Raw genomic sequence first — 19,983 nt, forward strand, 5'->3', positions numbered from 1 at the left:
CTTGCAGAGGAACCCCGTCATGCCGTCCGACCTTACGTTGCCCGCGCCGTACACCCCCCACGCCGGGCTGATGCGCGCCTTCGACACGTGCCCGCTGATCGCGATCCTGCGGGGGATCACGCCCGCCGAAGCCGCGGACCACGGCCATGCGCTCTACGAAGCCGGTTTCCGGATCGTCGAGGTGCCGCTCAACTCGCCGGCCCCGTTCGACAGCATCGCGGCGCTGCGGCGCGCGCTGCCCGACGATGCGGTCGTCGGCGCAGGCACCGTGCTGCGCGCGGAATACGTGGATCGCGTGCAGGACGCGGGCGGTGCGCTGATCGTGATGCCGCACAGCGACGCGGCCGTGATCCGCCGCGCACGCGAGCGCGGCCTCGCGAGCGCACCGGGCGTCGCGACGCCGACCGAAGCGTTCGCGGCGCTCGCGAACGGCGCCGACGTGCTGAAGATGTTCCCGGCCGAGCAGCTCGGCGTGCCGGTCGTGAAGGCGTGGCGCGCGGTGATCGACCGCGCGGTGCCGCTGATTCCGGTCGGCGGCATCCTGCCCGACAACATGCAGCCGTTCCTCGCGGCCGGCGCGAACGGCTTCGGGCTCGGCTCGGCGCTGTACCGGCCCGGCCAGGCGGCCGACGCGACCGCGGCGAACGCGCGTGCGTTCCAGGCCGGCTGGCGCGCCGCGCGCGGCGGAGCCGCATGATGGGCCGCCTCGCGGGCAAGGTTGCGATGGTGACGGGCGCGGGCCGCGGCATCGGCGCCGCGATCGCCCGCGCGTTCGCCCGCGAGGGCGCGGCCGTGGCGCTCGTCGACCTCGACTTCCCGCAGGCGCAGCACACAGCCGCCGCGATCGCGCACGACACCGACGGCGCGCGCGTGCTGCCGCTGCAGGCGGACGTCGCGCTGCAGGCGTCGGTGCATGAAGCCGTCGCGCGGACGGAGTCGGCGTTCGGCCCGCTCGACGTGCTGGTGAACAACGCGGGCATCAACGTGTTCGCCGATCCGCTGACGATGACCGACGACGACTGGCGCCGCTGCTTTGCGGTCGATCTCGACGGCGTGTGGCACGGCTGCCGCGCGGCGCTGGCCGGCATGGTCGACCGCGGTCGCGGCAGCATCGTCAACATCGCGTCGACGCACGCATTCAGGATCATCCCGGGCTGTTTTCCGTACCCGGTCGCGAAGCACGGCGTGCTGGGCCTCACGCGTGCGCTCGGCGTCGAATACGCGGCGCGCAACGTACGCGTGAACGCGATCGCGCCGGGCTACATCGAGACGCAGCTCACGCGCGACTGGTGGGACGCGCAGCCCGATCCGGCCGCCGCGCGCGCCGCGACGCTCGCGCTGCAGCCGATGAAGCGGATCGGCCGGCCGGAGGAGGTCGCGATGACGGCCGTGTTCCTGGCGTCCGACGAAGCGCCCTTCATCAATGCCGCATGCATCACCGTCGACGGCGGGCGCGCGGCGCTGTACCACGACTGACGCGACGATTCGAAAGACCGCACGTGCGACGGCCGCGCGCACGCTGCGTCGAAACCAACAAGCGGCTGCATCCTGTTCGATGAAGACAAGGAGACACTGGAGATGAGACGCAGAACGTTCGTAACGCTGGCCGCCGCGGCCGCGGTGGTGATCGGGAGCCCGCTTGCGCACGCGGCCGATCCGGTCAAGATCGGCTTTCTCGTGAAACAGCCGGAAGAGCCGTGGTTCCAGGACGAGTGGAAGTTCGCGGAGATCGCCGCGAAGGAAAAGGGCTTCACGCTCGTGAAGATCGGCGCGCCGTCGGGCGAGAAGGTGATGAGCGCGATCGACAACCTGTCCGCGCAGAAGGCGCAGGGTTTCATCATCTGCACGCCCGACGTGAAGCTCGGGCCAGGCATCGTCGCGAAGGCGAAGTCGCACGGCCTGAAGATGATGACGGTCGACGACCGCCTCGTCGACGGCGCGGGCAAGCCACTCGAGTCGGTGCCGCACATGGGGATCTCCGCGTACAACATCGGCAAGCAGGTCGGCGACGGCATCGCGGCCGAGATCAGGAAGCGCGGCTGGGACATGAAGGACGTCGGCGCGATCGACATCACCTACGAGCAGTTGCCGACCGCGCACGACCGCACGACCGGCGCGACCGATGCGCTGGTGGCCGCGGGCTTTCCGAAGGCGAACGTGATCGCGGCGCCGCAGGCGAAGACCGACACCGAGAATGCGTTCAACGCGGCGAATATCGCACTCACGAAGAACCCGCAGTTCAAGCACTGGGTCGCGTACGGCCTGAACGACGAGGCCGTGCTCGGCGCGGTACGCGCGGCCGAAGGGCGCGGCTTCAAGGCGGACAACATGATCGGCATCGGCATCGGCGGCTCCGACTCGGCGCTGAACGAGTTCAAGAAGCCGCAGCCGACCGGCTTCTACGGCACCGTGATCATCAGCCCGAAGCGCCACGGCGAGGAAACCTCGGACCTGATGTACACGTGGATCACGCAGGGCAAGGCACCGCCGCCGCTGACGCTGACGACCGGCATGCTCGCGACGCGCGACAACGTGTCGAAGGTGCGCGACGAGATGGGGCTCGCGTCGAAGTAAGCGTCCCGCCGGCTGCCGCGGCGATGCGGCGGCCGGCGGTCGATCGATCCGGATGTGGGGAGACGACGTGTCAGCTGCACTGCGTTTTGACAATATCGGCAAGGTCTTTCCCGGCGTGCGCGCACTCGACGGCATTTCGTTCGACGTGCACGCGGGCGAGGTGCATGGCCTGATGGGCGAGAACGGCGCGGGCAAGTCGACGCTGCTCAAGATTCTCGGCGGCGAATACCAGCCCGATGCGGGCAGCGTGCTGGTCGACGGCCGGCCCGTGCAGTTCGCGAATGCGGCCGCGTCGATCGCGGCCGGCGTCGCGGTGATCCACCAGGAGCTGCAGTACGTGCCGGACCTGACGGTCGCGGAAAACCTGCTGCTCGGCCGCCTGCCGAACGCGTTCGGCTGGGTGCGGAAGCGCGAGGCGAAGCGCTACGTGCGCGAGCGGCTCGCGGCGATGGGCGTCGATCTCGATCCCGACGCGAAACTCGGGCGGCTGTCGATCGCGCAGCGGCAGATGGTCGAGATCTGCAAGGCACTGATGCGCAACGCGCGCGTGATCGCGCTCGACGAGCCGACCAGCTCGCTGTCGCATCGCGAGACCGAGGTGCTGTTCAAGCTCGTCGACGACCTGCGTGCGCAGGGCCGCGCGCTGATCTACATCTCGCACCGGATGGACGAGATCTACCGGCTGTGCGATGCGTGCACGATCTTCCGCGACGGGCGCAAGATCGCGTCGCATGCGTCGCTCGGCGAGGTGCCGCGCGAACGGCTCGTCGCCGAGATGGTCGGGCGCGAGATTTCGGATATCTACCACTACGCGCCGCGCGCGCTCGGCGACGTGCGGTTCTCGGTCGAAGGCATCGACGGCCCGGCGCTGCGCGAACCCGCGAGCTTCGCGGTGCGCGCGGGCGAGATCGTCGGGTTCTTCGGGCTGGTCGGCGCGGGCCGCAGCGAACTGATGCGGCTCGTGTACGGCGCGGACCGCCGGCGCGCGGGCGTGCTGACGCTCGACGGCGCGCGCATCGACGTGAAGCGCACCGGCGACGCGATCCGCCACGGCATCGTGCTGTGCCCCGAGGACCGCAAGGAAGAGGGGATCATCGCGATCGCGTCGGTCGCGGAGAACATCAACATCAGTTGCCGCCGCCATTCGCTGCGCGCCGGGCTCTTCCTCAACCGCAGGGCCGAAAGCGAGACGGCCGACCGCTTCATCCAGCGGCTGAAGATCAAGACGCCGAGCCGGCGCCAGAAGATCCGCTTCCTGTCGGGCGGCAACCAGCAGAAGGCGATCCTGTCGCGCTGGCTCGCGGAGCCCGACCTGAAGGTCGTGATCCTCGACGAGCCGACGCGCGGGATCGACGTCGGCGCGAAGCACGAGATCTACGACGTGATTTACCGGCTCGCGGAGCGCGGCTGCGCGATCGTGATGGTGTCGTCGGAACTGCCGGAAGTGCTCGGCGTGTCCGACCGCATCGTCGTGATGCGCGAAGGCCGGATCGCGGGCGAGTTGCCGCGCGGGCAGGCGAACGAGCACGCGGTGCTGAGACTCGCGTTGCCGCAGACGAGCGCCGCGCAGGCGGCGTGACGCGGCGCACGACATTCGAATCGACCAGGCGCGGCGCGGGCCGCGCGATGCAGGAGCAGGAGACGCCATCATGCAAGTCAGGGAAAACCTCGCCAGCGCTGCCGCGAAGCCGTCGGTCGACGCGCTGGTTCCGCAACAGAACGAACGCCAGAAGTGGTGGCAGCATCTGACCGAATACAGCCTCATCGCGATCTTCGCGGTGATGTTCGTGACGATGTCGCTGACGGTCGATCACTTCTTCTCGATCGACAACATGCTCGGCCTCGCGCTGTCGATCTCGCAGATCGGCATGGTCGCGTGCACGATGATGTTCTGTCTCGCGTCGCGCGACTTCGACCTGTCGATCGGCTCGACCGTCGCGTTCTCGGGCGTGCTGTGCGCGATGGTGCTGAACGCGACGGACAACACGTTCGTCGCGATTGTCGCGGCGGTCGCGGCCGGCGCCGCGATCGGCTTCGTGAACGGCGCGGTGATCGCGTACCTGCGCATCAACGCGCTGATCACGACGCTCGCGACGATGGAGATCGTGCGCGGGCTCGGCTTCATCGTGTCGAAAGGGCAGGCGGTCGGCGTGTCGTCGGACACGTTCATCGCACTCGGCGGGCTCACGCTGTTCGGCGTGTCGCTGCCGATCTGGGTCACGCTGCTGTGCTTCATCGCGTTCGGCGTGCTGCTGAACCAGACCGTGTACGGCCGCAACACGCTCGCGATCGGCGGCAACCCCGAGGCGTCGCGGCTCGCGGGGATCAACGTCGAACGCACCCGCGTGTATATCTTCCTGATCCAGGGCGCGGTGACGGCGCTCGCCGGCGTGATCCTCGCGTCGCGCATCACGTCGGGCCAGCCGAACGCCGCGCAGGGCTTCGAGCTGAACGTGATCTCCGCGTGCGTGCTCGGCGGCGTGTCGCTGATGGGCGGCCGCGCGACGATTTCGGGCGTCGTGATCGGCGTGCTGATCATGGGCACGGTCGAGAACGTGATGAACCTGCTGAACATCGACGCGTTCTACCAGTACCTCGTGCGCGGCGCGATCCTGCTCGCGGCCGTGCTGCTCGACCAGCTGAAGAACCGCGGCGTGCGCGACTGACCGGGCGGGCCGACATGGAGACGAACCGCATGACCCACGCCACTTCCGCGCATGACGCGCGCCATGCACGCTACCCGAGCCTCGAGGATCGCGCGGTGCTGATCACGGGCGGCGCGACCGGCATCGGCGCGTCGTTCGTCGAGCACTTCGCGCAGCAGGGCGCGCGCGTCGCGTTCGTCGACCTCGATGCGGCGGCCGGTGCCGCGCTGGCTGAAAGCCTCGCGCACGCGCGCCACGCGCCGCTGTTCCTGCCGTGCGACCTGACCGACATCGACGCGCTGCGCGGTGCGATCGACGCGATCCGCGCCCGCATCGGCGCGATCGCGGTGCTCGTGAACAATGCGGCGAACGACGCGCGCCACGCGATCGGCGACGTGACGCCGGCGTCGTTCGACGCGGGCATCGCGGTGAACCTGCGTCACCAGTTCTTCGCGGCGCAGGCGGTGATCGACGACATGAAGCAGCGGGGCGGCGGCGCGATCATCAATCTCGGCTCGATCAGCTGGATGCTGAAGAACGGCGGTTATCCCGTCTACGTGATGGCGAAGGCGGCCGTGCAGGGGCTGACGCGCGGGCTGGCGCGCGATCTCGGCCCGTTCGGCATCCGCGTGAACTCGCTGGTGCCCGGCTGGGTGATGACCGACAAGCAGCGCCGGCTGTGGCTCGACGACGCGGGCCGCGCGGCGATCAAGGCCGGCCAGTGCCTCGACGCCGAGCTGCTGCCGGCCGATCTTGCACGCATGGCGCTGTTTCTGGCGGCCGACGACAGCCGGATGATCACCGCGCAGGACCTGATCGTCGACGGCGGCTGGGCCTGACCGTTCGCACGACCCGCATCGTTTCTTCGACGAAGGAAAGGAGCTCATCATGACCGCCACGTCCTCGCGCGCATCGTCGTCCACCAGCCAGTCGCGCCGCGCGCGGCTGGCCGCCGCCGCGCAGCCGGTCAGCGCCGGCCCGCAGACAGCCGCGTTCGCGCAGGGCGTCGGCGCCGCGCATGCGGCGGCCGTCACGCTGTCGAATGCGTCGCTGCGGCTGGACGTGCTGCCGCACCTGGGCGGCGGCATCGCGCGCTTCGACTGGCGCGGCGACCACGGCGCGCTGACGCCGGTGTTCCGCCGTTGCGAGCACCCGGAGGCGGCGACGGATCCGAACCAGCTCGCGTGCTATCCGCTGCTGCCGTACTCGAACCGGATCGGCGACGGGCGTTTCGAATGCGACGGCCGCAGCGTCGCGGTGCCGCGCAACCGTCGCGACGAACCGCTGCCGATCCATGGCGACGGCTGGCTCGCGCCGTGGCAGGTGGGCGATGCCACCGACACGTCGCTGCACCTGTCGCTCGATCGCAGCGGCGGCGCGCCGTACGCGTTCCGTGCGTTCCAGTCGTTCGAACTCGACGACGGGACGCTGTCGATTGCGCTGACGATCGAGAATGCGGGGCGTGCCCGGCTGCCGTTCGGGCTCGGCGTGCATCCGTTCCTCGTGCGGGACGCGGCGACCGAGCTGGCGGCGGCGGCCGGCGGGCTGTGGCTGTCGGGCGCCGATTTCCTGCCGGTGCGGCACGTGAGCGTGCCGCCGGCGTGGCAGTTTGGCGTCGCGTATCCGCTGCCGGGCACGCTGGTCAATCACGCGTTCACCGGCTGGGGCGGCCGCGCGACGGTGAGCTGGCCGCGCCGCGGCTTGTCGCTGACGGTCGCGGCCGATGCCGACGCGTACGTGCTCTATACGCCGCCGGGCGAGGATTTCTTCTGCTTCGAGCCGGTCGATCATCCGATCAATGCGGTGAACCTGCCGGGCGGCGCGGCCGCGCACGGGATGACGCTGCTCGCGCCGGGCGAGCGGCTCACGCGGCGTTTCGCGTTCACCGTCGAGCGGGCCGATGCGCGCAGCAATGCCGCGACACGCGAGGGACGCCGGCGACGCGGGTAAAATACGCGGTCTACCAACGGTTTGCCGCGAGTACCCGCCATGTCTTCCCCGCTTACTTTCATTGAATCGCTGCGCGCCGCGTGGCAGCGCACGAATTCGCTGCTGTGCGTCGGCCTCGATCCCGAGCCGTCGCGTTTTCCGGTGCAGTTCGACGGCCAGCCCGACGCGATCTTCGAATTCTGCCGGCAGATCGTCGACGCCACCGCGCAATACGCGAGCGCGTTCAAGCCGCAGATCGCCTACTTCGCCGCGCATCGCGCGGAAGACCAGCTCGAGCGGCTGATCGCGCACATCCACCTGCAGCATCCGGGCCTCCCGGTGATCCTCGACGCGAAGCGCGGCGACATCGGCAGCACGGCCGAGCAGTACGCGCGCGAAGCGTTCGAGCGCTATCGCGCGGACGCGGTCACCGTGAACCCGTACATGGGCTACGACTCGGTCGAGCCGTATTTCGAGCATGAAGGCAAGGGTGTGATCGTGCTGTGCCGCACGTCGAACCCGGGCGGCTCCGACCTGCAATTCCTCGAAACGGGCGCGGCCGGCCATCCGGGCCGCCCGTTGTACCAGGTCGTCGCGGATCTCGCGGCGAACAAGTGGAACGCGAAGAACGGCCAGCTCGCCCTCGTGGTCGGCGCGACGTTCCCGAACGAAATCGAGATCGTGCGCGGGATCGTCGGCGACATGCCGCTGCTGATTCCCGGCATCGGCGCGCAGGGCGGCGACGTGCAGGCGACCGTCAACGCGGGCCGCACGGCCGACGGCACCGGCATGATGATCAACTCGTCGCGCGCGATCCTGTATGCGAGCAACGGCGAGGATTTTGCCGAAGCGGCGGCGCTCGCCGCACAGAAGACCCGCGACACGATCAACGCGCATCGTTGACCGGTCGTGCCGGCCGCCCGCCCGGGCGGCCGGTGCCACGCCTCCTGTCTTTTCCGTCGTTTCCCGCGCAGCCCGGCTCGCACCGGCGTGCGCGGAACTTCCCGGCGTATCCGCATCGCTCGCCCGCGCGACAATCGCGGCGATGCTGCCGCTTGCCGTCGATCTACAACGGAAAGGTCAGGAAAGGCGCAACGCCATGGCCATGCGGTCCCGATGTGTTCCGGGCACGCAGGCCGCGTTGCTTTGCTTGCGCTTCGCCCATGCGGGGATCTTTCGCACGGGCAGGCCGCGCGGCAGAAGTCGCCCGGCCTGCCGGTGACGGCGAACCGCAACCGGATCGTCGCGAAGCCCGATGCGTTCCGGCAAGCGCGGCCGGGGGCGATCAGCCTTCGCGTTCGTCGAGCAGCTTCAGCAGTCCGCGCAGCGCATGCGCGGCCGCCTGCGTGCGGATCTGCTCGCGGTCGCCCTTGAACACGAGCGTCTCGACGTCGGTATGCAGCCGATTGCTCCAGCCGAACGACACGGTGCCGACCGGCTTCTTCTCGCTGCCGCCGGCCGGGCCCGCGATGCCGGTGACGGACAGCGCGACCTGCGCGCGGCTGTTGCGCAGCGCGCCTTCGGCCATCGCGCGCGCGACGGGCTCGCTGACGGCGCCGTGCTTGTCGATCAGATCGTGCGGCACGCCGATCATCTCGATCTTGGCCTGGTTCGAGTACGTGACGAAGCCGCGCTCGAACCACTGGCTGCTGCCGGAAATGTCGGTGATCGCCGCGGCGATCATGCCGCCGGTGCAGGATTCGGCAGTGGCGAGCGACAGATGCTCGTCACGCAGCTTGTTGCCTGCGCGGATCGCAAGCTGATGGACGACGGAATCGGTTGGCATGCGCGTCGGGAAACGGGAGTCGGGAAATCGGTCAGCCGACGACGGAGCGCCACAGGGCGATCACGAGCAGCGTCATGAACGCGGCGACCAGGTCGTCGACCATGATGCCGAGCCCGCCTTTCAGGCGGCGGTCGAAATAGCGGATCGGCGGCGGCTTGAGCATGTCGAAGAAGCGGAACACGACGAACGCCCATAGCTGGCCGACGAAGGTCGCGGGCGTGACGAACAGCATCACGAGCCAGATCGCGACGATCTCGTCCCAGACGACGGCGCCCGGATCGGTGGTGCCCATCTTCCTCGCGGTGAAACCGGTGAGCCACGTGCCCGCCACGAAGCCGATCGCGATCAGCGCCCACCATTCGGGCACCGCCAGGTAGCGGTTGAGCAGCACGAACGTGAGCCAGCCGAACAGCGAACCGAACGTGCCGGGCATGATCGGCGCGAGCCCGCTGCCGAAGCCGAGCGACACGAGGTGCGCCGGGTGCGACAGCATGAAGCGTGCGGTCACGCGCTGCCGCGCCTTCGGCGCGGCGCCGGGAGCAGCCGCGGCGTGCGCGGGCGTCGGGTCAGTCTGCATGGAAGTGGTCGAAACCGTGCAACGTGAGAGCGAGGGGCGCGCCGGCAGCGTCGTACCACGCGATCGCGGGCGGTTCCGACGGCGCGGACAACGCGCGTATTGTACCGATTCGCGTGACCGCCACGCCGGCCGTCGCGCCGGCCGCCTCGACCGCCGCGCGGGCCGCGGCCGGCGCGGTGAAGCAGAGTTCGTAGTCGTCGCCGCCCGCGAGCGTACAGCGTCGCTGCACATCGGGCGGCAGCGTCGCGAGCGCGGCCGAGCGCGGCACCGCGTCGGCGTCGATTTCGGCGCGCACGTTCGAGCGGGCGAGGATGTGCTGCAGATCGCCGGCGAGGCCGTCCGAGATGTCGAGCGCCGCGTGCGCGACGCCCGCGAGCGCCAGGCCGAGCGCGATGCGCGGCTCGGGGCGCTCGAGCGCGCGCCGGAACGCGGCGGCTTCTGCCGCGCCGGCCGCCCATTCGCCGCGGGCGACGCCGAGGCCCGCGCGTGCGTCGCCGAGCGTGCCGGACACCCAGACGTCGTCGCCGTCGCGCGCGGCATCGCGCCGCAATGCCGCGTCGGGCGCGACCTCGCCGAACACGGTCACGCACAGGTTCAGCGGCCCGCTCGTCGTATCGCCGCCGATCAGCTCGCAGCCGAACCGCTCGGCAAGCGCGAACAGCCCGTCGGCGAACGCCTCGAGCCACGCCGCGTCGGCGCGCGGCAGCGCGCACGCGAGCGTGAACGCGCGCGGCTCGGCGCCCATCGCCGCGAGATCGGACAGGTTGACCGCGAGCGTCTTGTGGCCGAGCGCGTCGGCTGCGACATCGGGGAAGAAATGGCGGCCTTCCACCAGCATGTCCGTTGAAATCGCCATCAACTTTCCGGATCGTGGCTCGATCAGCGCGCAATCGTCGCCGATGCCGAGCGTCGACACGCGTGCCCCGCGGGCGGCGCGGCGCGTGAAGAAGCGTTCGATCAGCGAAAACTCGGAGAGGGCGGCTGGCACGGCGGATGATCCGAAACGATAGAGGGAACGGCATTGTACGAGGCGGACGGCGGGGTTCCTGCACCGTTCGGTACATTTTTGTCGCGGCTGTTGCACCCGAATCGCAGGTCTGGCGGCCGGTGATTGGCGCTACAATGCCCCGTCGAAGAGTTATTCTAATCCGCCCGTCACGAGACACATGTCCACGCAATCCTCCTCCAAAGCCAAGCTCCGCGAAGCCGCGCTCGATTATCACGAATTCCCGACGCCCGGGAAAATCGCGATCGCCCCGACCAAGCAGATGATCAACCAGCGTGACCTCGCGCTCGCGTACTCGCCGGGCGTGGCGTATGCGTGCGAGGAGATCGTCGAGAACCCGCTCAACGCGGCGCGCTTCACCGCGCGCAGCAACCTGGTAGGCGTCGTCACGAACGGCACGGCGGTGCTCGGGCTCGGCAACATCGGCCCGCTCGCGTCGAAGCCGGTGATGGAAGGCAAGGCCGTGCTGTTCAAGAAGTTCGCGGGCATCGACGTGTTCGACATCGAGCTGAACGAGTCGGACCCGCACAAGCTCGTCGACGTGATCGCCGCGCTGGAGCCGACCTTCGGCGGGATCAACCTGGAAGACATCAAGGCGCCGGACTGCTTCATCGTCGAGCGCGAAGCGCGCAAGCGGATGAAGATTCCGGTGTTCCACGACGACCAGCACGGCACCGCGATCGTCGTGGCCGCGGCCGTCACGAACGGCCTGAAGGTCGTCAACAAGGACATCAAGAAGGTCAAGCTCGTCGCGTCCGGCGCGGGCGCGGCCGCGCTCGCGTGTCTCGACCTGCTGGTCGATATCGGGCTGCCGCTCGAGAACATCATCGTGACCGACCTGGCCGGCGTGGTCTACAAGGGCCGCACCGAGCTGATGGATCCGGACAAGGAGCGTTTCGCACGCGAAACCGACGCACGGACGCTGGCCGAAGTGATCGACGGCGCGGACATCTTCCTCGGCCTGTCGGCCGCCGGCGTGCTGAAGCAGGAGATGGTGAAGGGCATGGCGGAGCGCCCGCTGATCCTCGCGCTCGCGAATCCGACTCCGGAAATCCTGCCGGAGCTCGCGCTCGAAGTGCGCCCGGACGCCGTGCTGGCCACCGGCCGCACCGATTACCCGAACCAGGTCAACAACGTCCTGTGCTTCCCGTTCATCTTCCGCGGCGCGCTCGACGTCGGCGCGACGACGATCACGCGTGAAATGGAGATCGCGGCGGTCAACGCGATCGCCGAACTCGCGCAGCACGAGCAGAGCGACATCGTCGCGACGGCCTACGGCATCCAGGACCTTTCGTTCGGGCCCGAATACCTGATTCCGAAGCCGTTCGATCCGCGCCTGATCGTGAAGATCGCGCCGGCCGTCGCGCAGGCGGCGATGGACGGCGGCGTCGCGACGCGCCCGATCGAGGACATGGAGGCGTACCGCGTCCACCTCCAGCAGTTCGTGTACCACAGCGGCACGACGATGAAGCCGATCTTCCAGATCGCGCGCGCCGCGCCGGAAGAGAAGAAGCGGGTCGTGTTCGCCGAAGGCGAGGAAGAGCGCGTGTTGCGCGCCGTCCAGATCATCGTCGACGAAAAACTCGCGAAGCCGGTCCTGATCGGCCGCCCGTCGGTGATCGAGCACCGTATCCAGCGCTACGGCCTGCGCCTGACGCCGGGTACCGATTTCACGGTCGTCAACACGGAACACGACGAGCGCTATCGCGACTTCTGGCAGACGTACTACAAGATGATGGCGCGCAAGGGCATCAGCGAGCAGCTTGCGCGCGTCGAGATGCGCCGCCGCACGACGCTGATCGGCTCGATGCTGGTGAAGAAGGGCGAGGCGGACGGGATGATCTGCGGCACGATCAGCACCACGCACCGCCACCTGCACTTCATCGACCAGGTGATCGGCAAGCGCCCGGGCTGCAGCGTGTACGCGGCAATGAACGGCCTCGTGCTGCCGGGCCGCCAGATTTTCCTCGTCGATACGCACGTGAACGTCGATCCGACCCCGGAAGAACTGGCCGAGATCACGATCATGGCCGCGGAAGAGGTGCGCCGCTTCGGCATCGAGCCAAAGGTCGCGCTGCTGTCGCACTCGAATTTCGGCACGAGCAACGCCCCTTCGGCGAAGAAGATGCGCGATACGCTCGCGATCCTGCAGGAACGCGCGCCGGAACTGAAGGTCGACGGCGAGATGCACGGCGATGTCGCGCTCGACGCGGCGCTGCGCAAGGAAATCCTGCCGGAGTCGACGCTGGAAGGCGAAGCGAACCTGCTGATCCTGCCGAACATCGACGCCGCGAACATCGCGTACAACCTGCTGAAGACGGCCGCCGGCAACAACATCGCGATCGGGCCGATCCTGCTGGGCGCCGCGCAGCCGGTGCACGTGCTGACCGAATCAGCGACCGTTCGTCGCATCGTCAACATGGCGGCGCTGCTGGTCGCCGACGTCAACGCCACGCGCTGAGCCGGAACGAGCGCGCGAGGCCGGTCGAACCGGCTCCGCGCGCCGGGCGAAATGTAAACAAAAGCAAAAAGAGGCGTGCCCGCGATGGGCACGCCGCCGGGCAGAGGCGCAAGCGCGCCTCCCTCAAGCAACTACCGGCATCTTCCCACTCCAGGCAGCGAGCGAGGCAAGGAGGCAGGACTTGCCTTCAGGAAGATGCCGCCCGTATTTTATCCTATGTAAGATAAATGTAGTGTTTATGGGGTAAAAAATCTGCAATTCCGGGTATTCCGGGGCTTTCGATCTCCAAACGGACATTGATTCGCGCGGCCAATAACGCTACGCTAACGCCTTTGTTGGTCGTCAACTACTTGATTTAACAGCGGGAACCCTGGTTCATGGCACGCAAGTGGCTCCGCAACGGCGCGCTCGCGTCCGTCTTCGCGATGTTCGCGATGGGTATCGTCGGCACGCCGACGGGCAGTCTGGTTTCCGCCGCTTACGCACGGGAGGCCGTTCCGGCCGACGTGGCCGCGAGCGGGCTCGACACGATTCCGACCGCCCGTCTTCCGCGCGAGGCCGTGACGACGCTGGGCCTGATCGGCGCCGGCGGCCCCTATCCGTACGAGAAAGACGGCGTCGTATTCGGCAATCGCGAACGGATCCTGCCGAAAGCGAAGCGCGGCTACTACCATGAATACACGGTGCCGACGCCGCGCGCCCGCAACCGCGGCGCGCGCCGGATCGTTTGTGGCGGTCCGTTGCGCCGGATCGACAACTGTTATTACACGGGCGACCACTACAACAGTTTTAAACGTATTGTTGAATGACTTCGGGACGAATGGCATGAGCGACTCCATCTACGCGCACGATACGGCGGCGGCGGAACTGTTCGCGGCCGGTGACGGCAATCTGTTTCAGCGCGTGATCCAGCTGCACGCGGCGGCGCAGGCTGTCGGCGCACCGGCGCAACAGGAAGCCGAACCCGGGCTTTCATCGAACGAGGAGCCTATGAGCCTTTTCACGACCGTGCGACCCAACCTCGTGCAGTCGATCCGCGCGTTCCGCGTGCAGGATCTTGCCGACGAAGCCGGCCGGCTCGGCCAGCATTTCCTGTACGCGTATTGCGGCGCCGCGCAGTCGAAGCAGGAAGTGATGGAAACGATCGCGACGTCGTTCCTGTTCCCGAAGCATTTCGGGAAGAACTACGACGCGTTGTACGACAGCCTGACCGACCTCGTGGCGAAGGCCGGCGCGCAGCCCGGTTTCGTGATCGTTCTCGAAGGGCTGCCGATCGCGCAGAAGTTCGACAAGGAAGGGCGCGAGACGCTGCTCGACGTGTTCCGCGAGGCGGCCGAATTCTGGGCCGAACGCAAGGTCGCGTTCCGCGTGTTCTACTCGTTCGCGTAAGCCCGCATCGGCCCGCGGCCGATCCGGCAAGAAGCCCGCTTCGAGCGGGCTTTTTTGCGCGCGTACGGCGCGCGCGCTGGCGTGGCGTGGCGCAGGCCGGCCCCGGTCTTTCATCGGCCCCCTTTTTTTCGCGACAATCCCGGTCAGCCTGGCTGCGGCCGCCGCATCGGGCACTCAAAACAAACCATCGAGAGAGGGCTGTCTTCCCATGAGCATTTCCCGTTCCGCACGCGCCGCCGTGCTGTCCCTGCTGGCTGCGGCGGGTGTCGCGCACGCCGCGCCGCTGACGCCCGAGCAGACCGTCGACCTTTACATCGGCGCATTCGTCAACGGCGACATGTCGAAGGCCCGCGCATTCAACGATGCGGTCCGCGCGAGTTACGGCGGGAAGGACGCGCTCGACGTCGACGTTCTGTCGAAGCTCGGCGAGTCGTTGCGAAAGAATCTGGCCAGCGGCGTGCTCGCGTCGATGCCGCCGAAGGTCGGCGCCGCATTGCGTCCGTCGGCCGAGACCATGGCCGCGGCCTATCAGCGCGCGATCAACCGGTCGGCGTGCGAGGCGACCGGGGCATCGCAACGGCCGAACCCGGCGGTCGCCGGCGCAACGGTCGCGACCGTCGAATTCGCCTGCCGCGTGGCGAATGCCGGGCCGGGCGGGAAGGCGCTGGAGGCCAGACTGGGCCCCGATCGACGCCTGAAGAACGATGCGGCGCGCATTGCCGCGTTCAAGGCGGTCCTGACCGGTCTCGCGCAGGTTCTGGACGACGCACCGGTCACGCTGCCGGTGACGGGCAAGATCGATGTGTACAGCCTCGACGGCGGCTGGACGACCGGTAGCCCCGAAGACGTGCTGATGCCGGTGATCGACGCGTTGCGGGATTCGATGCCGGATGGTGCGCCGGCCGACAGGTAAGGCGCGATACATCGCGGCGCCGCCGCACACCGCTTGCCGGCGGGGCGGCCGGCAGGATCCCGCGCATTGCGGGATCGAGGGCGGGCGCGTGCCGCACCGCCGGGCGGAGGCACGGCCCGTTCGTTACCACCCGCCCCAGCGCGCCGCGAGTGCCGCGAGCACGGCGGCGCCCGCCGTCTCGGTGCGCAGCACGCGGGGCCCGAGCGACAGCGCGGTGAAGCCGCGCGCCCGCGCCGCGTTTTCTTCGTCGGGCGACAGCCCGCCTTCGGGCCCGATCAGCAGCGTGACAGTTGCCGCGGGCGGCGCGTCGGGCAGCGATGCGAACGGGATGCTGGCACGCGGCGACAGAAGCAGCCGCAACTCGCCGTCGGCCGGCGCGGCCGGCAGCGCATCGAGCCACGCATGGAAGCCGGCTATCGCGGCGACGTCGGGCACCCGGTTGCGCCCGCATTGTTCGCATGACGCGCGCACGACGCCGCGCCAGTGTGCGACGCGCTTGTCCGCGCGTTCGCCGGCGAGCTTCACGACGCCGCGCGCGGTCGACAGCGGCACGACCGCCGCGACGCCCAGCTCGACGGCCTTCTCGATCACCCAGTCCATCTTGTCGCCGCCGGCGATGCCTTGCGCGAGCGTCACGCGATAGGGCGGCTCGGCCTCGGCCGGCTCGAATGTGTCGATCTGCGCGAGCGCGCTGCGCTTGTCGATCTCGACGAGTCGTGCGCGGTACTGGCCGCCCGTGCCGTCGAACAGCGCGAGTGCGTCGCCGGGCTGCAGGCGCAGCACCTGCGCGTGGCGCGCGACGTCGGCCGGCAGCGCGAGCGTGGCGTCGGCGCGCAGCGCGGCGTCGACGAAAAAGCGCGGCACGGCCGCGGTGGTGGTGGCTTCGGTCATGCGTGTCACTGTGTCGTTCATGTGTCGAGACGGCGCCCGAGGGCCCATCGGTAGCCGTCGAGATCCTCGATCTGCGCGAAGCGGTCGCCCCAGAACTGGTCCTGCGGCGCGGTCAGCGACCGGGCGCCCGCGTCGAGCGCGCGCTGCCACGTGGCGTCGACGTCGTCGACATACAAATAGAAGGATTGCGGTGCGGTGGCGTTCGCGCTTTTCGGCGTGAGCGCGGTCGAACCGAACGCGCCCTCGGGCGCGAACATCACGATCAGCTGGCCGCGATAGGCCATCTCGACGTGCATGATCGCGCCGTCTTCGTCGTGCAGGTCGCGCAACTCGAAGCCGAATGCGGCCTTGAAGAACTCGATGGCGGCGCGCGCGTTGCGTACGGCCAGGTAGGGTGTCAACCAAGGCACGTTGGCCGGACGTGGATCGGTCATGAAAATCTCCTGTGTTGGCGCTTCGGCGCTTGCTTCGATTCCGTGCCCAGGCGTTCGTTCAGGGGGCGCCGCGTGTTCGCTCCGGTGCCGCGCATCGCACATCCGGCGACGCCGCGATGGCGCGGTGCGGCAGTGCCGCGGTGCGGTGTGGCGGCCCGGGCCGCCTAGCGGCGGACGCCCAGTGTATCGCGCAGCGCGCGCGGCAGGGCAAAGAGGGACGCATGCAGCCGCGCGTCGTAGTAGCGCAAACCCTGGACGTGGCGGGCGGCGAGCCGGTCGTCGATGTCGTGCGCGAACAGCGCGGCGGCGTCGAGCGTGTCGCTCGCGATCGCCATCAGCCACTGCGAGCCGTACAGCGGCACGTGTGCGGACAGCGGATCGACGACCGCGAAGCTCGCGCGCAGGTCGTCGAGCAGCGCGGCGATCCGCGCCGCGTGGAACACCGGCGAGCCGAGGTGCATCGAGATCGCGCCGCACGGCGCGAGGATCCGCTTGAGCCGTGCGTAGAACGCGCGCGTATAGAGGCCGGCCGCCGGCGAATCGGGCGGCGTGAGGTCGAACACGACGAGATCGAAATGCTCGACGGTCGACTCGACGAAATGCGCGGCGTCGCCGATCACGACCTCGACGCGCGGATCGTCGAGCGCGCCCTGGTGCACGTCGTCGAGATAGCGGCGCGCCATCCCGATCACTTCGTCGTCGAGTTCCGCGACCACGATCCGCTCGATGCATGCATGCTTGAGCAACTGGCGCGCCGCGCCGCCGTCGCCGCCGCCGAGCACGAGCGCCCGGCGCGGCGACGGGTGCGCGAGCGCGGCCGGGTGCGTCATGCACTCGTGGTAGACGTACTCGTCGCCGACCGACGTCATCGGCCGGCCGTCCAGCGTGAACAGGCGGCCGAGCTGCGGGGTTTCCCAGACTTCGATCCGCTGGTGCGGGGACGCGACGTGCGCGAGCCGCCGGGCGTTCGGGAACCCGTAGGTGGCGTCGGGCGTAGGGTGGAAAAGTAGCGTGGTGCTCACGGGCGGGCCGTTGGGGGCAGGCAGTTCCGACGCCTGAATTATAGGAGGCGTGCGGTTTGGCTGAAAACCGTGCCGGAACACTAGGCGCGGACAAGGGAAATGTCAGCCCATCTGTTAAAATGTCGAGCTTTGCAGCCTCGTCCGTAGGCTCCGTCCGCTTCGCGTCCGTCAGGCGCCGCACCGCGCGCCGGGAACGATCGACGCCCGAGCTTCCGGATGCCGCCGTGCCCCGTTTCCTCGACTCGTTCTCCGGACTCGACATGACGACTTCGTCTCCCGCCTCTACCACCCTGATGGCCAACGCGATCCGCGCGCTCGCGATGGATGCCGTCCAGCAAGCGAACTCCGGCCACCCCGGCATGCCGATGGGCATGGCCGAAATCGGCGTCGCGCTCTGGTCGCGCCACCTGAAGCACAACCCGACGAATCCGCACTGGGCGGACCGCGACCGCTTCGTGCTGTCGAACGGCCATGGCTCGATGCTGCTGTACGCGCTGCTGCACCTGACCGGCTACGACCTGCCGATGGAAGAGCTGAAGAACTTCCGCCAGCTGCACTCGAAGACGCCGGGTCACCCGGAGTACGGCATCACGCCGGGGGTCGAGACGACCACCGGCCCGCTCGGCCAGGGCCTCGCGAACGCGGTCGGCATGGCGCTCGGCGAAGCGCTGATGGCGGACGAATTCAACCGCGACGGCGCGAAGATCGTCGATCACCACACGTACGTGTTCCTCGGCGACGGCTGCCTGATGGAAGGCATCTCGCACGAAGCCTGCTCGCTCGCCGGCACGCTGAAGCTGAACAAGCTGATCGCGCTGTACGACGACAACGGCATCTCGATCGACGGCGACGTCGTGAACTGGTTCCACGACGATACGCCGAAGCGCTTCGAAGCGTACGGCTGGAACGTGATCCCGAACGTGAACGGCCATGACGTCGACGCGGTCGACGCGGCCATCGCGAAGGCGAAGCTGTCGGACAAGCCGACGCTGATCTGCTGCAAGACGGTGATCGGCCAGGGCGCGGCAACCAAGGCCGGCGGCCACGACGTGCACGGCGCGGCGCTCGGCGCGGAAGAAATCGCGAAGACGCGCGAAGCGCTCGGCTGGACCTGGGCGCCGTTCGTGATTCCGCAGGAAGTCTATGCGGCGTGGGACGCGAAGGAAGCCGGCAAGCACGCGGAAACCGAATGGGATGCGACGTTCGCGCAGTATCGCGCGCAGTTCCCGGCGGAAGCGGCCGAATTCGAGCGCCGGATGGCCAACGCGCTGCCGGCCGACTGGGCCGAAAAGGCCGCGGCGATCATCGCCGGCGCGAACGAGCGCGGCGAGACGGTGGCGACCCGCAAGGCGTCGCAGCAGGCGATCGAAGGCCTGGCCGCCGCACTGCCGGAACTGCTCGGCGGCTCGGCCGACCTGACCGGCTCGAACCTGACCAACTGGAAGGCCTCGAAGGCCGTCCGCGCGAATCCGCAAGGCCCGGGCGTCGCGCTCGGCAACCACATCAACTACGGCGTGCGCGAATTCGGCATGAGCGCCGCGATCAACGGCCTCGCGCTGCATGGCGGCCACAAGCCGTTCGGCGGCACGTTCCTGACGTTCTCCGACTACAGCCGCAACGCGCTGCGCGTGGCCGCGCTGATGAAGGTGCCGTCGATCTTCGTGTTCACGCACGATTCGATCGGCCTCGGCGAAGACGGCCCGACGCACCAGTCGATCGAGCACGTGTCGAGCCTGCGCCTGATCCCGAACCACGACGTGTGGCGTCCGGCCGACACGGTCGAGACGGCCGTCGCGTGGACCCACGCAGTTGCCGCAGACCGTCCGTCGAGCCTGATCTTCAGCCGCCAGAACCTCGCGTTCAACCCGCGTACCGATGCGCAGATCGCGAACATCGACAAGGGCGGCTACGTGCTGAAGGACTGGGACGAAGAGATCGTCGCGCGCAAGATCATCCTGATCGCGACGGGCTCGGAAGTCGAACTCGCGATGAAGGCCGTCGAGCCGCTCGCGCAGCAGGGCATCGCGGCCCGCGTCGTGTCGATGCCGTCGACCAACGTGTTCGACCGCCAGGACGCCGAATACCGCGAACGCGTGCTGCCGCACGGCGTGCGCCGCGTCGCGATCGAAGCGGGCGTGACGGCCTTCTGGCACAAGTACGTCGGCCTCGAAGGCGGCGTCGTCGGGATCGACACGTTCGGCGAATCGGCGCCGGCCGGCGTGCTGTTCAAGCACTTCGGCTTCACCGTCGAGCACGTCGTCGAAACCGCGAAGGCCGTGCTGGCCTGAGAACCTACGCGACGCGCGCCACCCCTCGCGCGCGTCGCACCGTGAAGCTGCACGAAACGAATTTTTTC

General features: G+C 68.8%; 19 protein-coding genes. 13 read left to right on the plus strand and 6 right to left on the minus strand.

Features of this window, described 5'->3' with window-relative positions; all coding sequences use genetic code 11:
* Window positions 1–19 precede the first annotated feature (19 nt).
* The 8 genes from GQ57_RS13100 to pyrF all read left to right on the plus strand — a co-directional run bounded on the left by GQ57_RS13100 (window position 20) and on the right by pyrF (window position 8,051).
* The gene (locus GQ57_RS13100; RefSeq protein ID WP_031398902.1) at window positions 20–697 is read left to right on the plus strand and encodes a 2-dehydro-3-deoxy-6-phosphogalactonate aldolase; all 678 of its coding nucleotides are present in this window, start codon (window positions 20–22) and stop codon (window positions 695–697) included.
* Window positions 697–1,476 carry an SDR family oxidoreductase gene (locus GQ57_RS13105; protein WP_031398901.1) on the plus strand — a complete coding sequence of 260 codons (780 nt, stop codon included), beginning with the start codon at window positions 697–699 and terminating at the stop codon, window positions 1,474–1,476. The genes GQ57_RS13100 and GQ57_RS13105 overlap by 1 nt, the downstream gene beginning before the upstream one ends.
* 102 nt (window positions 1,477–1,578) lie before the next feature.
* Window positions 1,579–2,574, plus strand: a complete 996-nt coding sequence (locus GQ57_RS13110) for an arabinose ABC transporter substrate-binding protein (RefSeq protein ID WP_031398900.1) — start codon at window positions 1,579–1,581, stop codon at window positions 2,572–2,574.
* 67 nt (window positions 2,575–2,641) lie between these two features.
* Window positions 2,642–4,153, plus strand: coding sequence for an L-arabinose ABC transporter ATP-binding protein AraG (araG, locus tag GQ57_RS13115; protein WP_034198078.1), 1,512 nt, complete (start codon window positions 2,642–2,644; stop codon window positions 4,151–4,153).
* Between the two features lie 70 nt (window positions 4,154–4,223).
* Window positions 4,224–5,240 carry an L-arabinose ABC transporter permease AraH gene (gene araH, locus GQ57_RS13120; protein ID WP_031398898.1) on the plus strand — a complete coding sequence of 339 codons (1,017 nt, stop codon included), beginning with the start codon at window positions 4,224–4,226 and terminating at the stop codon, window positions 5,238–5,240.
* A gap of 29 nt (window positions 5,241–5,269) precedes the next feature.
* A complete protein-coding gene (locus GQ57_RS13125) occupies window positions 5,270–6,058 on the plus strand; it encodes an SDR family NAD(P)-dependent oxidoreductase (RefSeq protein WP_031398897.1) in 789 nt (262 codons plus the stop codon).
* Between the two features lie 49 nt (window positions 6,059–6,107).
* A complete protein-coding gene (locus GQ57_RS13130) occupies window positions 6,108–7,169 on the plus strand; it encodes an aldose 1-epimerase (protein ID WP_031398896.1) in 1,062 nt (353 codons plus the stop codon).
* A 39-nt stretch (window positions 7,170–7,208) separates the two neighbouring features.
* Window positions 7,209–8,051 carry an orotidine-5'-phosphate decarboxylase gene (gene pyrF, locus GQ57_RS13135; RefSeq protein ID WP_031398895.1) on the plus strand — a complete coding sequence of 281 codons (843 nt, stop codon included), beginning with the start codon at window positions 7,209–7,211 and terminating at the stop codon, window positions 8,049–8,051.
* A gap of 382 nt (window positions 8,052–8,433) precedes the next feature.
* Here pyrF and GQ57_RS13140 read toward each other — a convergent pair whose 3' ends face one another.
* Genes GQ57_RS13140 through thiL form a run of 3 tightly spaced genes read right to left on the minus strand, consistent with a single transcriptional unit; the run spans window position 8,434 to window position 10,499 of the window.
* Window positions 8,434–8,934 (minus strand): CinA family protein, encoded by a 501-nt coding sequence (locus GQ57_RS13140; RefSeq protein ID WP_031398894.1) that lies wholly within the window; start codon window positions 8,932–8,934, stop codon window positions 8,434–8,436.
* Between the two features lie 31 nt (window positions 8,935–8,965).
* Window positions 8,966–9,511, minus strand: coding sequence for a phosphatidylglycerophosphatase A family protein (locus GQ57_RS13145; protein ID WP_031398893.1), 546 nt, complete (start codon window positions 9,509–9,511; stop codon window positions 8,966–8,968).
* On the minus strand, window positions 9,501–10,499 hold the full coding sequence (thiL, locus tag GQ57_RS13150; protein WP_031398892.1) for a thiamine-phosphate kinase: 999 nt from the start codon (window positions 10,497–10,499) through the stop codon (window positions 9,501–9,503). Before thiL ends, GQ57_RS13145 begins: the two co-directional genes overlap by 11 nt.
* Before the next feature lie 178 nt (window positions 10,500–10,677).
* On the opposite strand from thiL, the gene GQ57_RS13155 reads away from it, so the two are divergent.
* The 4 genes from GQ57_RS13155 to GQ57_RS13170 all read left to right on the plus strand — a co-directional run bounded on the left by GQ57_RS13155 (window position 10,678) and on the right by GQ57_RS13170 (window position 15,280).
* Window positions 10,678–12,978 (plus strand): NADP-dependent malic enzyme, encoded by a 2,301-nt coding sequence (locus GQ57_RS13155; RefSeq protein ID WP_031398891.1) that lies wholly within the window; start codon window positions 10,678–10,680, stop codon window positions 12,976–12,978.
* A 377-nt stretch (window positions 12,979–13,355) separates the two neighbouring features.
* Window positions 13,356–13,787 (plus strand): ribonuclease domain-containing protein, encoded by a 432-nt coding sequence (locus tag GQ57_RS13160; protein ID WP_031398890.1) that lies wholly within the window; start codon window positions 13,356–13,358, stop codon window positions 13,785–13,787.
* Between the two features lie 16 nt (window positions 13,788–13,803).
* Window positions 13,804–14,367, plus strand: coding sequence for a barstar family protein (locus GQ57_RS13165; protein ID WP_031398889.1), 564 nt, complete (start codon window positions 13,804–13,806; stop codon window positions 14,365–14,367).
* 208 nt (window positions 14,368–14,575) lie between these two features.
* Window positions 14,576–15,280 (plus strand): hypothetical protein, encoded by a 705-nt coding sequence (locus GQ57_RS13170; protein ID WP_031398888.1) that lies wholly within the window; start codon window positions 14,576–14,578, stop codon window positions 15,278–15,280.
* 123 nt (window positions 15,281–15,403) lie between these two features.
* Here GQ57_RS13170 and GQ57_RS13175 read toward each other — a convergent pair whose 3' ends face one another.
* The 3 genes from GQ57_RS13175 to speE form a co-directional block, all read right to left on the minus strand.
* Window positions 15,404–16,171 (minus strand): 16S rRNA (uracil(1498)-N(3))-methyltransferase, encoded by a 768-nt coding sequence (locus GQ57_RS13175; protein WP_031398887.1) that lies wholly within the window; start codon window positions 16,169–16,171, stop codon window positions 15,404–15,406.
* Between the two features lie 17 nt (window positions 16,172–16,188).
* On the minus strand, window positions 16,189–16,605 hold the full coding sequence (locus GQ57_RS13180; protein WP_031398886.1) for a VOC family protein: 417 nt from the start codon (window positions 16,603–16,605) through the stop codon (window positions 16,189–16,191).
* 164 nt (window positions 16,606–16,769) lie between these two features.
* The gene (gene speE, locus GQ57_RS13185) at window positions 16,770–17,627 is read right to left on the minus strand and encodes a polyamine aminopropyltransferase (RefSeq protein WP_031398885.1); all 858 of its coding nucleotides are present in this window, start codon (window positions 17,625–17,627) and stop codon (window positions 16,770–16,772) included.
* Between the two features lie 260 nt (window positions 17,628–17,887).
* On the opposite strand from speE, the gene tkt reads away from it, so the two are divergent.
* Window positions 17,888–19,915: a transketolase gene (gene tkt, locus GQ57_RS13190; protein ID WP_052001294.1), complete on the plus strand. Its 2,028-nt coding sequence runs from the start codon at window positions 17,888–17,890 to the stop codon at window positions 19,913–19,915.
* Window positions 19,916–19,983: the final 68 nt, after the last annotated feature.

Origin of the sequence: Burkholderia sp. MSh2 (genome assembly GCF_000731655.1) — a bacterium.
Classification (GTDB): Bacteria; Pseudomonadota; Gammaproteobacteria; order Burkholderiales; family Burkholderiaceae; genus Burkholderia; species Burkholderia paludis.

What these genes read in the sequence shown, in the direction of transcription:
- GQ57_RS13100 (WP_031398902.1), top strand. Translation starts at nt 20, where the DNA reads ATGCCGTCCGACCTTACGTTGCCCGCGCCGTACACCCCCCACGCCGGG.
- GQ57_RS13105 (WP_031398901.1), top strand. Translation starts at nt 697, where the DNA reads ATGGGCCGCCTCGCGGGCAAGGTTGCGATGGTGACGGGCGCGGGCCGC.
- GQ57_RS13110 (WP_031398900.1), top strand. Translation starts at nt 1,579, where the DNA reads ATGAGACGCAGAACGTTCGTAACGCTGGCCGCCGCGGCCGCGGTGGTG.
- araH (WP_031398898.1), top strand. Translation starts at nt 4,224, where the DNA reads ATGCAAGTCAGGGAAAACCTCGCCAGCGCTGCCGCGAAGCCGTCGGTC.
- GQ57_RS13125 (WP_031398897.1), top strand. Translation starts at nt 5,270, where the DNA reads ATGACCCACGCCACTTCCGCGCATGACGCGCGCCATGCACGCTACCCG.
- GQ57_RS13130 (WP_031398896.1), top strand. Translation starts at nt 6,108, where the DNA reads ATGACCGCCACGTCCTCGCGCGCATCGTCGTCCACCAGCCAGTCGCGC.
- pyrF (WP_031398895.1), top strand. Translation starts at nt 7,209, where the DNA reads ATGTCTTCCCCGCTTACTTTCATTGAATCGCTGCGCGCCGCGTGGCAG.
- GQ57_RS13140 (WP_031398894.1), bottom strand. Translation starts at nt 8,934, where the DNA reads ATGCCAACCGATTCCGTCGTCCATCAGCTTGCGATCCGCGCAGGCAAC.
- GQ57_RS13145 (WP_031398893.1), bottom strand. Translation starts at nt 9,511, where the DNA reads ATGCAGACTGACCCGACGCCCGCGCACGCCGCGGCTGCTCCCGGCGCC.
- GQ57_RS13155 (WP_031398891.1), top strand. Translation starts at nt 10,678, where the DNA reads ATGTCCACGCAATCCTCCTCCAAAGCCAAGCTCCGCGAAGCCGCGCTC.
- GQ57_RS13160 (WP_031398890.1), top strand. Translation starts at nt 13,356, where the DNA reads ATGGCACGCAAGTGGCTCCGCAACGGCGCGCTCGCGTCCGTCTTCGCG.
- GQ57_RS13165 (WP_031398889.1), top strand. Translation starts at nt 13,804, where the DNA reads ATGAGCGACTCCATCTACGCGCACGATACGGCGGCGGCGGAACTGTTC.
- GQ57_RS13170 (WP_031398888.1), top strand. Translation starts at nt 14,576, where the DNA reads ATGAGCATTTCCCGTTCCGCACGCGCCGCCGTGCTGTCCCTGCTGGCT.
- GQ57_RS13175 (WP_031398887.1), bottom strand. Translation starts at nt 16,171, where the DNA reads ATGACCGAAGCCACCACCACCGCGGCCGTGCCGCGCTTTTTCGTCGAC.
- GQ57_RS13180 (WP_031398886.1), bottom strand. Translation starts at nt 16,605, where the DNA reads ATGACCGATCCACGTCCGGCCAACGTGCCTTGGTTGACACCCTACCTG.
- tkt (WP_052001294.1), top strand. Translation starts at nt 17,888, where the DNA reads ATGACGACTTCGTCTCCCGCCTCTACCACCCTGATGGCCAACGCGATC.